13 protein-coding genes are annotated in these 12,497 nt (G+C 63.7%); 7 read left to right on the top strand and 6 right to left on the bottom strand.

Features of this window, described 5'->3' with window-relative positions:
- Nucleotides 1-30: 30 nt before the first annotated feature.
- Complete coding sequence (locus AC3A56_RS06740; protein WP_056715278.1) at nt 31-357, bottom strand: DUF6249 domain-containing protein; 327 nt, start codon at nt 355-357, stop codon at nt 31-33.
- A gap of 122 nt (nt 358-479) precedes the next feature.
- Here AC3A56_RS06740 and AC3A56_RS06745 point away from each other — a divergent pair, with 122 nt between their 5' ends.
- Together AC3A56_RS06745 and AC3A56_RS06750 are read left to right on the top strand one after the other, a co-directional pair.
- Nucleotides 480-1,055, top strand: a complete 576-nt coding sequence (locus tag AC3A56_RS06745) for an RNA polymerase sigma factor (RefSeq protein WP_487769768.1) — start codon at nt 480-482, stop codon at nt 1,053-1,055.
- Complete coding sequence (locus AC3A56_RS06750) at nt 1,052-1,510, top strand: hypothetical protein (protein ID WP_487769769.1); 459 nt, start codon at nt 1,052-1,054, stop codon at nt 1,508-1,510. Before AC3A56_RS06745 ends, AC3A56_RS06750 begins: the two co-directional genes overlap by 4 nt.
- A gap of 49 nt (nt 1,511-1,559) precedes the next feature.
- Here AC3A56_RS06750 and dapB read toward each other — a convergent pair whose 3' ends face one another.
- Nucleotides 1,560-2,360, bottom strand: coding sequence for a 4-hydroxy-tetrahydrodipicolinate reductase (gene dapB, locus AC3A56_RS06755; RefSeq protein WP_056715270.1), 801 nt, complete (start codon nt 2,358-2,360; stop codon nt 1,560-1,562).
- Nucleotides 2,361-2,494: 134 nt separating this feature from the next.
- Between dapB and AC3A56_RS06760 the strand changes: the two genes are divergently transcribed.
- From AC3A56_RS06760 to AC3A56_RS06775, 4 genes are all read left to right on the top strand, one after another.
- Entirely contained in the window at nt 2,495-3,166 is a 672-nt protein-coding gene (locus AC3A56_RS06760; RefSeq protein WP_487769770.1) for a LemA family protein, read from the top strand.
- 235 nt (nt 3,167-3,401) lie between these two features.
- Nucleotides 3,402-4,115 (top strand): hypothetical protein, encoded by a 714-nt coding sequence (locus tag AC3A56_RS06765; RefSeq protein ID WP_487769771.1) that lies wholly within the window; start codon nt 3,402-3,404, stop codon nt 4,113-4,115.
- Nucleotides 4,116-4,282: 167 nt separating this feature from the next.
- Nucleotides 4,283-4,885: a LemA family protein gene (locus tag AC3A56_RS06770; protein WP_487769772.1), complete on the top strand. Its 603-nt coding sequence runs from the start codon at nt 4,283-4,285 to the stop codon at nt 4,883-4,885.
- A gap of 1 nt (nt 4,886) precedes the next feature.
- Entirely contained in the window at nt 4,887-6,875 is a 1,989-nt protein-coding gene (locus AC3A56_RS06775; protein WP_487769773.1) for a DUF2207 family protein, read from the top strand.
- Nucleotides 6,876-7,595: 720 nt separating this feature from the next.
- Here AC3A56_RS06775 and AC3A56_RS06780 read toward each other — a convergent pair.
- The 4 genes from AC3A56_RS06780 to AC3A56_RS06795 all read right to left on the bottom strand — a co-directional run bounded on the left by AC3A56_RS06780 (nt 7,596) and on the right by AC3A56_RS06795 (nt 11,823).
- Nucleotides 7,596-8,108, bottom strand: a complete 513-nt coding sequence (locus AC3A56_RS06780) for a hypothetical protein (protein WP_487769774.1) — start codon at nt 8,106-8,108, stop codon at nt 7,596-7,598.
- 93 nt (nt 8,109-8,201) lie between these two features.
- The gene (locus tag AC3A56_RS06785; RefSeq protein ID WP_487769775.1) at nt 8,202-8,855 is read right to left on the bottom strand and encodes a hypothetical protein; all 654 of its coding nucleotides are present in this window, start codon (nt 8,853-8,855) and stop codon (nt 8,202-8,204) included.
- Nucleotides 8,856-9,772: 917 nt separating this feature from the next.
- Nucleotides 9,773-11,125 carry a sensor histidine kinase gene (locus AC3A56_RS06790; protein WP_487769776.1) on the bottom strand — a complete coding sequence of 451 codons (1,353 nt, stop codon included), beginning with the start codon at nt 11,123-11,125 and terminating at the stop codon, nt 9,773-9,775.
- Entirely contained in the window at nt 11,122-11,823 is a 702-nt protein-coding gene (locus AC3A56_RS06795; RefSeq protein ID WP_056713636.1) for a response regulator transcription factor, read from the bottom strand. Before AC3A56_RS06795 ends, AC3A56_RS06790 begins: the two co-directional genes overlap by 4 nt.
- 131 nt (nt 11,824-11,954) lie before the next feature.
- Between AC3A56_RS06795 and AC3A56_RS06800 the strand changes: the two genes are divergently transcribed.
- A complete protein-coding gene (locus tag AC3A56_RS06800) occupies nt 11,955-12,458 on the top strand; it encodes a Spy/CpxP family protein refolding chaperone (RefSeq protein WP_487769777.1) in 504 nt (167 codons plus the stop codon).
- The last annotated feature ends 39 nt before the right edge of the window (nt 12,459-12,497 follow it).

The following is a 12,497-nucleotide window of genomic DNA, read 5'->3' on the forward strand; positions in this document are numbered from 1 at the left end:
GGGCGGCGCATGCCCGCCATTGAACCAGCTTCAGGCGAGCTTGCGCGAGACCGCGAAGGAAACCAGGTTGCCCAGGCCGGTGGCGCCAGCGAGCACGGCGACCATGCCGGGGGTGACTTCCTGCCAGCCGAACCACTGGATCAGGCCGAAGGCGAGCCCGACGAAAATCAGCACGATGCCCCAGCGCAGCGACGAATGGCGGCGGCGCTGCTCCTCGTCGAGCAGGATCGACTTGACCAGCTCCTCGGAACCGCCGGCGCCGATCATGCGGCCGCGGACCCGGGCATCGACCACCACCTTGATGGTGTAGGCGATGCAGATGAACAGCACGATCGGAATCAGGATCTCGAAATTCATGGAAAACTCCCTGGGCAAAGGCCACGAAGATGGGCCCGTTGAACCCACAGATACGGGCCGCGCCGGATCGGTTGCAGCCGCCCGCTTGCAACCGATCCGGCGATGCGCGTATCCATGACTCCATGGATGACATCCGCCAAGCCGATCGTGCCCTGGTCGACGCCGTGCTGGCCAACCGGCCGGGCGCGTTCGAACGCCTCGTGCGCGAGTACCAGGGACTGTGCTGGCACATCATCCAGCGCATGGTGCGGCATCCGGAGGACGCCCGCGAGCTGTGCCAGGACACCTTCCTGCGCGTGCACCAGTGCCTGCATCAATACCGCCACGAGAGCGCGCTGAAATCGTGGATCGGTCGCATCGCCTTCACCATCGCGCTGCGCCACCTGCAGCACAAGCGCATCGCCCTGATCGAGCCGGGCGGTGACGACGGCGAGTCGCTGGTGGACAGCATCGGCGACGGTTTCGACCTGGAGGCCGCCTGCGCCGACGAGGAAACCGCCCGCCACCTGCATGAGGCGATCGAGGCGCTGCCGCCCTTGCAACGCACCTTGCTGACCCTGTATTACCTCGAAGAGACGTCCATACCCGAGATCGCCCGCATCACCGGCATGGCCGCGGGCACGATCAAGAGCCATCTGTTCCGCTCGCGCCTGCGCCTGCGCGACGCGCTCGAAACACGGACAGGAGTTGCCGCATGATTCCGCACGACGAAGCCCACATCCCCACGTTCGACGATGCCGCGCTCGAGCGCGAATGGCAGGCGCAGGAAAGCGCCATGCGGCGCGAACGGCTGCAGCTCGATCCCGCCGGCGACGATGCACGCAGCCGGCGCTACCGGCTGATCGCGCGCAGCCTGCGCCAGCCGCCGGCCGAATCGCTGCCGGCGGACTTCGCTCAGCAGCTGGCCAGGCGGGTCGGCGCCGCACCCAAGGCCACCCCGGCCGGCACCTCGTTCGAATCCCGGCTCACCCTGGTGCTGGCTTCCACCCTGGTCATCGCCGCGGTCGCGGTGGTAGCGATCTACGGCCAGGCGTGGCTGCCCCCCTTCGCCGAGCTGCTGCCCAGGCCGCCGGCCACCCGCTGGCTCCTGGCCCTGGCCGGCTGCGTCGGCGGCTCGTGGCTGCTGGGCTTCTGGCAGCAGCGCAGCCACTGAGCGCAGGAGCGCACTCCCGCTTCGGGTGCGGCGCCAGTCCGCACCCGCCTCACCACTCGATCACTGCATCCAGCCCGCGATGCAGGCCGACCAGGCCGGGCACCTTGCGTATCGCCAATAGCGCGCCATCGACATACGGCTTCGCGCTGCTTCCCGCGTTGTGGCGGATCGTCAAGGTCTGGTCCGGCATGCCGAAGATCGCCTCCGCCCCCAGCACGAAACCCGGCAACCGCACCGCATGCACCTGGCTGCCCGCCAGCGTGCCGCCACGCGTCTCGCGAACACCTGCGGTCTGCTCCAGCGGCACCGCCAGCAGCGGCTGGCGCACCTTGCCCAGCCGCCCGGCCAGCTCGCGCACCGTGCCGCTGGGCGCGTCGGGCTTGGTCGCGCTGGCGTAGTCGATCAGCTCCCACTGCGGGATCAGCTTCGCCGCCATCTCGGCAAACTTGATCAGCAGCACCGCGGTCAAGGCGAAATTGCCGCAGGCCAATACGCCACGCTGCCGCTGCCGTGCCAGCGCATCGATCTGCGCATAGTCCTCGTCCGTCAGACCCGAGGTGCCGACCACCACGTGCGCGCCATGCTCCAGCGCCGCGAGAATGTTCGCCTTCGCGCTGGACGGCCGCGTGTACTCGACGAACACGTCGCACGGCTGCGCCAGCGCCGCGTCCACGCTGGCGAAAATCGGTGCCTGCAGGCCTGCCTCGACAAGCACCGCGCCGAGCGTTTCACCGGCATGTCGCCGTGCCACCGCGGCAACCATGTCGAGGTCATCCGCCGCGGCAATGCCACGCGACAATTCCGAACCCGCCCAACCGGTGGCACCGGCGACACAGACCTTGATCGACATGGGAACCTCGCTGCTTGGGGATGGATAAGCATAGTCGCTGGCGACCTCATGTCGATTTCAGAGCAAGAGAGAGCCTGGGCCGCAGCACGCAGTACATCGCGCAAGCTACGCGTGGATGCTTCAATTCCCTGGGCATGCCGGTGCTGCAAACATCAGCCTGGTGTCCTTCCGGCGAGTCCGGCCGGGCATTCGCGTCGAGTATGATCGTTGCGGGGAAAATTCACGGATATCCGATGAGCATCAAGGGACACCTGTTTCTGCTGGCTTTCATCGTGGTCGCGGTCTACGTGGTCGTGATCTACAACAACCTGGTGCAGCTCAAGAACAATGTCGCCAAGGCCTGGGCGAACATCGACGTGCTGCTGATGCAACGGCATGACGAGCTGCCGAACCTGGTGGAAACGTGCAAGCAGTACATGCTCTACGAACAACAGACCCTGCTGAAGGTGACGCAGGCGCGCGCCGCCGTCTCCGATGCACGCGAGCACGCCAGCATCGATGAGCTCGGGCCCGCCGAGCAGCAGCTGCGCAACGGTCTTGGTGACCTCTTCGCGGTGGCCGAGAAGTACCCCGACCTGAAAGCCAACCGGACGTTCCTGAATCTCCAGGCGCGCATCAGCCGGCTCGAAGACGCCATCGCCGACCGCCGCGAGTTCTACAACGACTGCGTCAACAGCCTCAACGTGCGCATCGATCAATTCCCGGATCGCTTCATCGCATCCCTGTTCAAGTTCAAACCGGGAAAACTGCTGCATTTCCGCGAAGCCAAACGCACGGTGCCCGAGCTGCGAGTGCTGCTCGGCTGACCGGCTTGCATCGACCCGACCCGGTTGTTTCTTCGATGCGCAGACAAGAGACCTTCCGTCGATGGTGACGAAAATTCCGCTGTTCCTCACTGGCCTTGCCGTATTCGTCGCCCCCGCTGGCTACGGCTTCATCGGCTGGTACCGCTCGCTGTCGGCACGTCGACTGATCGAAGGCCTGGCGATATCACGATGTCGCTCCGTCGCCCAGGGTTATGTCGCGCTTGCCGGTCGGCAAATGGCGGTGCCGGGCCATCCGCTGATCGCCCCCATGACCGGGCGTTCGTGCACCTGGTGGTGTCATACCGTCGAGAAGCGCGACAACTGGCAGTGGGTCGTCATCGCGAGAAGAACCAGCCGCACGCCCTTGTTGCTCGACGACGGCACCGGCCAGATGATGATCGACCCGGCCGGCGCAAAAGTGCACGCCGTCAAGCGCGATCGCTGGCAAGGCACGGACTACCGGATCGACTGTCCACCCGAGATGGACATGCCTGGCGGCCAGTACCGCCACACCGAAACGCGCATGACTGAAGGTGAACCGCTTTACGTCGCCGGCCTGCACACCAATCATTCGGCACAAAGCCTGCCTTCGGCCGTGGAAGTCGACACCGCGGCGATCCTCGCCGAATGGAAGAACAACCAGGCGTCACTGCTGACACGGTTCGATGCGAACGGCGACGGCGTCATCGACATGAGCGAGTGGAACCGTGCGCGCGACGCGGCGCATATCCAGGCAGCGGCGAACGCCGTCCAACCGACGGTCACCCCGGAAACCGGAATCATCTCGTGCCCGCCCGGCCACCGGCCGTTCATTCTCTCGTCCCAGCCGACAGAGGAACTGGTGAGGCAACTGAAACTGTCTGGCTACGGCAAGCTGGCACTGTTCATCGGCTTCTCCCTGGCCGCGCTGTGGCTCGCCGGAAAGATGCTGAGCCTGCGACTGCATTGAGCCGATTCGCGTTGGTCTTCGCAGGTTCGAACCCGCAGGATGAGAGCGCACCCTTGAATGATTCCTTCTGGCCGAAGCGAGCTAGCCAGACAAGTGCGCTCTGACCCTGAGGCGCCCCGCTGTTGCTTGGCGAATCGTCGCGGGGACACGGTAGACTCGCAGCCTGCATGCTGCTGTCGCTTGCATTCGCCAATTCGGGGAACCTGCCATTGAATACCCGCTTCGTGGTCATCGCGCTGCTGCTGATCGTCGCCGTCGTCTGGCTGTTCAACGCCCTGGTGCGAATGCGCAATCAAGTGCGCGTGGCCTGGAGCGATGTCGATGTGCAACTTGCGCGCCGTCACGATCTGGTGCCGATGCTGGTAGAAGTCGTGAAGGGTTACGCCAGCCACGAGAGCGCCCTGTTCGAACGCGTCGGTGCGGAACGTCGCGCCTGTCAACTTCGCGCCTCGCCCGCCAGGCGCAGCGAACCGGAAATGGCACTGGGCAAGGACCTGGGTCAGCTGATCGCGGTTGGCGAAGCCTATCCCGACCTCAAGGCCGGCGAAAACTTTCGCCAGCTCTCGACCCAATTGGTCGAAACAGAGAACATGTTGCAGTACGCGCGGCGCTTCTACAACGGCTCGGTGCGGCAGTACAACACGGCGCTGGAACGCTTCCCCGCGCTGCTGATTGCCGGTCGGCTCGGCTTCGATCCGGCTGAATTCTTCGCGGCCGAAGACGATGCCCGCGCCAATCCGCAAGTTCGACTCGACCGGACGGCAAGCTGACATGAACCGCATCGCCATCTGCGCGATCCTGCTGCTGGCAGCGCTGGTGTCGACCAGCAGATCGGCGCGGGCCGATGGCTATGACTACGGCGAACAGTTGCTCGATTACCACACCGACATCCGAATCGCCGCCAATTCCGATCTCGACGTTACCGAAACGCTGACGATGCGAGTGGACAGAGACCTGATCCACTACGGCACGCATCGCGACCTGCCGGCCAAGTGTCGCGACTTGTACGGAGGCACATCCCTCGCGCAAAGGGAAATTCTCGACGTGCAGATCGACGGCAACCCGGTGCCTTGGCATACCGAGGCGATCAAAGGCGGCACGCGCCTGTTTCTCGGCGATGAGCAAGCACCGGTGGCGGCCGGCGAGCATACCTATTCCCTGCACTATCGCGTGCACGATCGAATCGCGTTCAGGGCCGATCACGACGGCCTGGGTTGGACGGTCGACAGAAGCGCCTGGGATATCGCCGGCACGCCGTACGCATATGACTTCGCCAACGCCAGCGTGGACATCACCTTGCCTGCCAGTCCTGGCAAATCCGGCCTCGTGGCCATGGCTCAGGCCAGCCGATTCAACGGCATCGAAAAACAAGCGATGACGACGAGCGTGCGGGACGACGGCGTCACGTACGCGATGGACGCACCTTTCAAGCCGAACGCGGTCATGGCTGTGACGCTGGAATTTCCCAAGGGCATCGTCGCGGCGCCGGGCGTCGCCGAGCGCATCGGCTGGATCAAGGTGGTCGGTGGCCTGCGCCATGGACTGTTGATGGCGGGACTTGCGTTGCTGTATTACCTCCTTGCCTGGTATGGCTTCGGGCGCGACCCGCGCAAGGGCCCGCCGGTTGCCGAGTACAGGCCGCCAGACAATTGTTCGGCCGCGATGGCGCGCTATGTGTACATCAGCGGTTATGACCGCACCTGCTTCAGTGCCGGACTGCTCGGCATCGCGGCGAAAGGTGGCCTGCGCATGGACCAGGTCGATGGCGTGCATGTCGTGAGCAAAATCGGCGACGACAAAACGATCGCTGCCTTGACACCAGACGAACGTCGCTTTCGCGCCGCATTGTTCCAGAACGGCGACACGCTGCGACTGCATCCCAGCCAGCAATGGCGTGCGCACGCCGCCACCAAAGCACTGCAATCCTCGCTGACGGCGATCTGCGGCACATCCATGGTCCAGCTCAATCGCAAGATCATGCTGCCGGGCATGGCGCTCAGTTTGTTGGCGGTGTGGCTGCTCGCCGGCAGCAATGCTGACACGCGAGTTCAGCTTTTCATCTTGCTCGTCCTGGGCGTCGGGCTCGGCGTGGTCGGCATGAAGATCGGCGAGGCCTGGCGCAATCGCGAGATGCGCACCATCGGTGGAATGGCACCCAACACTGTCATCTTCGGGGGCATGGCCATCCTTTTCTGCAGCGGCTTCGTGCTGCTGCATGGTTATCCGGCGGTTATCGTGTTGCTCGCCCTCGTGGCCATGAACTTCGCGTTCTGGCACTGGATCGAAGTGCCGACTCCGCGTACCGCCCGCTTGCTGCGGCATTTGCGCAACTTTCGCTGGTATCTGAGCGTGACCGAGAACCGCAAGCTCGGCCTGAGCGAGCGCATAAGGAACCAACCGGAGCTACTCGGAACCTACCGGGCTTACGCCGTCGCACTGGGCGTTGGCGGCGAGTGGATCAAGCGTTTCAACCGGGATCTCGACGTGGTCAAGATCGAAGAAGACTCGCCGAGCTGGTTCAACAGCACGGTGTTGACCGACGCACCGCTGAACATCACCACCACGACCATCGATGCGCAAGGTGCGATCACACCCGAATTGCGCGCCATGATCGACAAGGAATTGGCCGCGCAAGGCGCTGGATCGGACACCAGGGTCTTGACGAATCCTTCGCCGGAACTGGCCGCCGCGCTCGACAAATTCGTCAAAGGCTTGCCCGAGTCGCAGGTGAAAACGAAGAACGAGGTCAGGTTCACTTAGTCAATGCGGGAGGTAAACCCGCCCCCGCCGGATCCAGCGATGCGGCCACCGACCGCACCGCCGGGACTGGGCCAGTCCATCGGGGCCTGTGCAACGTCGACGCTGAGGTTTACCGGCACTTTCGAGTGACTTGTTCTGGCTTTGGACGTCCATTTTCGATCCGGCGGGAACACTCGAAAGTTCACGCTGACCCGGGCTTTGCTTGATGATTCCTTCTGGCCGGACTGGGCTGTCCAGACAGGTGCGTTCTAACCCTGAGGCGGTGCGCTTGATCGGTGCAGCGACGGGGGCGAAGCCCCCGCCTCGAACGAGATATTAGCCATATGTCACGACAGCTTGGCACGGGAAAACATTAGATAGCGAATCAAGCCGTTGAGAAAATAGAGAAAGCCTACGGCAGGAATCGCACATATCCATGCAAGCATCTTTGGGGCGTCCGGATAATTTGGCATGACCAAACTCAAAACAACGCCAAAAACAACCAATGATGCGATGCCGGTCAGAGCCTCCCAATTGTTTGATGCTTCCAATTGGCAATTGCAATGAGAGCACCTCCCCGACCATCGACCAGGCTGGAAGGTGGGCAGAGTACAGAAATCCGGGTAGCGAACTGTAATTGGCATTCCGCAATACGGGCAACGTTTCAGCTGACCCATTCACTCCCCCTATAGTTAACGCCGGAATTAGACGGCGAAGTCGTCCGCCTTGAACGAGTGAGAGTCAGCGCGACTGAAGCCAACTGATGACTTCCGGAATATCGCTCTGCTCCGTCTCCAACAATAGTCGGGCAGTTTGATGGTTGCCAGTGGCAGCGGCGGTCGCCGCGAGAGCTGAAGTGCACAACGATTCGTCCCAGTCCGTCCGCGCGGCCGCCGCTGAAAGCGCTGGAACTTGAGCGAGCGCTGCAAAGTAGGCGACGGACAACGATGGGGGGACGACCGCGTTGATTGATGCACGCGCCACCTCGATGCTTGCCGGCAACAGGAAGTAGCTGACAGAGGCACGGGAAGCGTTTGCAGCCAGCGCCTGCACAATGTGAGGGACGGCTGCGAAGGACGCGGAGTAAACATCGCCTTGATGGCAGAGAGAACTCCACAACGTGAACCATGGCTCGTCCTGGCCGGATGCCTCGCTCGGGTAACCAGTGAGCTGGCTCAGCAATGCAGGGATATCTGTCGCGGCTCCGTACGCATGCCGAAGCTCAGACCAGAAAGGACTTTCGAGAGCCAACATTCTGTTCCGACTCCTAATGCATGAGCTCAGCTGCCGACGAATCGCATAACGGCTTGGCGCTCGGTTGCAGCGAACTGTCAGGCGCCGGACTACTCACGACATCCAAGCCCCGCATGCAGCGCTTTTCTTTTGGAGCACCCAGCCGTTGGGGGTGCGCTTGAAGGCGACAACATGCCCGTAGCCACAAAGGCTTCCGCAGACAGACGAGAAGCGGAACATGGCCAGCGTGTGCTGCTTGTTGAATGTGATGGCCGAAAGTGTGACGACGCTATGGGCAAACCCGGCCTGGATAATTGCCGTCTTGGTTGCAGCTTCGGCAGCAGACCGCTCGCGGCCCAACGCGCGCAGGTCGGTTGAACGGATGAAGCGGACGTATGGAAGCTCGCCAATGACGCTGCGAAGATTCCTAAACGAGTAAGACTCACCCCATTGTGTGGCGGGCTCACCGAGTTTCTGCGCACATTCCGTAAAGTCGCCTGGATCCTGCGTACTCAGCTGCGCGGCCTTGTACACGTTGACCGTATATTTGCCGCCTTCGCTCCAGCTATCGAGGAATGCGCTGTACATGTAAGCAGCGTCACGCTCCACACTTTGAGGAGCGGGTGTTCTGGTGTAGTGGCCACTACAGGACGTAGTCAGCAACACCATGACCGCCAACACGATAAAGACCAGTACTGGCGACGCTTTCAAATTCGCGTGAACACCCATATGAAGAATGACCATGGGGTTAAGCGGCGGCGAAGCCATCCGCCTTGAACGATTAGCCGATGCTACGAAAGTTTCGGATACGAAATCGTCATATATCTAATTAATCCATTAAGAAAATAAAGAGCCGGCAAAGCTAAAACTGCATATGCCCAGACCAGCGAGTTTGATGGCCTCGGATGTACAGGTACGAAAAGTACGAAAGCAGCAACTAGAGCAGCAGTTGACACGATCCCGGTCAAAATTTCCCAAAGGGCTGATGCTTGCAAGGCACAATCACAGTGGATACACCTGCCACGCCATCTCATGAAATTTGGCCACAGAGGCAACGTGCATAACTCAAGATACCCGATGGAGAATGGTTTCTCGCAGTACGGGCAGTGTCTTTGCTGGCTCATCGTCTACCTATATGGCCTGAAGCTTAATGGACCCGTATCGGGTACATGCATTCGATGTTTAGCTTTCGAAGTGAGCCCGTCAAGCGGGCAGATCGTTCGGTTTGGCAGTGGCTTGCAGAGTGACTTGAGCGGGTCGGACGGCCGGGGGTGACCTTGCATATGAAGTGTCGGCAAGGGGCGAGGAGTCAAAGAGAAGATCAGGAGCGAACCCCACCCCAGCCCTCCCCTGCAAGCAGGGGAGGGAGAAAGGCCGGGAGCTGCGCTGCAAGCATCAGACGATCGACTTGTGCTGTTGCACGCTCACGTCCGCCGCAAGCCCTGCCGACAGCAGGCTTTGTGCCTCGGCTCTTCGCTCTTCGCTTCGGTTTTCGCCCTTCGGCGTTCGCGACCGCGCAGCGGTTGCGTACCGAGTGCGGGCCACGATGGCCCGCCGCTCTACCCGGGGTCCCTCTGCAGCGGCGAGGCAGGGTCGACAAGCCGCGCAGGGGGCATCGGCATGGATGCCGGAGCCTCCGTCAGCGAAAACACCTTGCCCGCATCAGCCGACCAAGACAAACCCCTTCACGCCAGCGGCAACCGCAACCTCACCTCCAACCCACCACCCTCGGCGTTGCCCACCTCGATCGTGCCCCCATGCACCTGCACCACCCGCTGCACGATCGCCAATCCAAGGCCATGCCCCTCCGCCCGCGCCGCATTGCTGCCACGGAAGAACGGCCGAAACAGCAGCGCCAGTTCGTCCGCCGGCACACCCGGCCCGTGATCGCGCACGCTGATCTCGGCAAACGACGAGTCAACACGCAGGGTCACCTCGACCCGGCCACCTGCCGGGCTGAACTTGATCGCGTTGGCGAGCAGGTTGGCCAGCGCGCGCTCCAGCAGCATGGCGTTGCCGGAAACTTGCGCGGAGTCGGCGCGGGACAGCTGCAGTTCGACCTGCTGCGCATCCGCTTCCAGACGCGACTGCTCCACGCCCTCATGCACCACCTCGGCGAGCTCCAGCGGCTCGCGTTCCATGCCGGGCAAGCCGCCTTCCATCCGCGACAGCGCCAGCATCTCGCCCAGCATCCGGTCGAGCCGGGCGATCTCCTGTTCGGCCTGGGCGAAGTAGGCGGGGCCCTCCTCGCTGTCGCCGCCGCGGCGGGCCAGGTCGAGGATCAGCTGCAATCGCGCCAGCGGCGAGCGCAGCTCGTGCGACAGATCCTGCAGCACGCCGCGGTCGTGCGCGACCAGTGCCTCGATCCGTCCGGCCATCACGTCGAAGTCGCCGGCCAACTGGGCCAGTTCGTCGTGTGCCAGCCCACCCTGGCGGCCGACCCGCGCCGACAGTTCGCCTTCGGCCATGCGTCGGGTCGCCCGGCGCAAGGCCTCGACCGGACGCGCCACGCTGCGCGCCACCCACCAGCCGACCAGGCCGATGAACAGCAGCGACAGAGCCAGCTGCATGGCCAGATAGATCTTCTCGCGGGTCTGCGGCCGCAGGCGCACGTGCGAGCGGCTCATCGCCAGCAGCTGGCGGGCGTGGCCGTCGTCGCCGACGACCTGCTGGACGGCGACGTAGAAACTAGGCCGCGGCTGCATCACCACGCTGCGATCGGACGACAACAACGCGGGCAGCAGTGAACGCACCGATGCGCCCAGGCGGATCGGGTAGAGCATTTCGCCGTGCTCGAACAGGGTGGCCTCCACGCCCTGCTGACGCTGCTGCGCCACCCACGCAGCGAGTGCATCGCGACCACCGCTTTCGTAGGCTTGGTCGGCGTCCTGCGCGAGCGCCGCCCAGTTGATTTCGATGCTGGTGGTGAACTCGATGAAGCGGCGGGCTAACAGGCCGCCCAGCGCCAGCACCAGCAGGTTGGCCACGCAGAACCAGACCAGCAATCGCCAGTACAGCGAGGTGCGCATCGGCTTCATGGCGCGGCCGCCACCAGCACGTAGCCGGAGCCGCGCACCGCATCGATCCTTGGCGCATCCGGCGATGCATCGGCCAGCTTGTGCCGCAGGCGGCTGACGTGGACATCGATGCTGCGGTCGAAGCGCTCGATCTCGCGGCCCAGCGCCTGGCGGGTCAGGCTGGCCTTGTCGACCAGTTCACCGGCGCGCTGCGCCAGCCCCAGCAGCAACAGGAATTCGGCGCCGGTAAGCACCAGGTCCTGCTCGCCGACCTGGGCCCGGCGCTCGCCCGGAAACAGCTGCAGGTTGCCCACCTGCACCGTGCCGGACACCGGCGGCGCGTTGCGGCGCAGTTGCGCGCGCACGCGCGCCAGCAGCTCGCGCGGCAGGCAGGGCTTGGCCAGGTAATCGTCGGCGCCCAGCTCCAGCCCGATCACCCGGTCCACCGGCTCTCCCCGCGCGGACAGCATGATCACCGGCAGGCGGTGCTGCATGCGCAGCTCGCGCAGGGTTTCCAGGCCGTCGCGGCCGGGCATCATCACGTCGAGGATCAACAGGTCGGGCCGCTCGGCGGTATTGCGCAGGCGGGCCAGCGCGGCGTCGCCGTCGTGCGCGACGTCCACCACGAAGCCCTCGCGCTGCAGGTATTCGGCCAGCAGCCGGCACAGCGCGCGGTCGTCGTCGACAATCAGGATGCGGGAGGGGTTCGGAGTCTGCATGGCTCATTCAATACGGTGGCCCGGGCCGGACACCACGTTCTTTACCGATCTTTACCTGTCCGCAAAGAACATATACGCAGCGGTGTCGTCAAATGATGGCGTACAAACTCCCCACCACAGAGGTACACGTCATGCGCAAGAACACCCTCCTCGGCCTGGCCCTGGCCTCGGCACTGGCCATCGGCAGCTCCGTCGCACTGGCCGCGCCCGCTGGCGGCGCAGGACATGGCGACTTCGGCCATGGGCGCCACCATCATCGCGGCCACGGCCAGATGATGATGCTGGGCAAGCTGAATCTCAGCGACGCGCAGAAGGCCAGCGTCAAGCAGATCATCCGCAGCAGCCGCGAGCAGAACAAGTCCTCGCGCGATGCCTTGCGGCAACAGCGCAGCGCCTTCGAATCGATGACGCCGAACCAGGTCGGCTACCAGGCCGCCGCTTCCCGGCTGGCCCAGGCCGAAGGCCAGGCCACCCAGCAGCGGGTGCAGCAGATGGCCAACCTGCGGGCGCAGATCTACGCGGTGCTGACCCCGGCGCAACAGGCGCAGGCAGCCACGCTCAAGGCCCAGGCACAGGCCCGCCGCGCCCAGTGGAAGCAGTTCCGGGCTGAGCATCCGCAGCCGTCGGCCAAGTAAGCGATCCGCGGTCGTGAAAGATAAAGAGCCCGGGCATGC

It is taken from the genome of Rhodanobacter sp. Soil_C_14 (genome assembly GCF_057657335.1).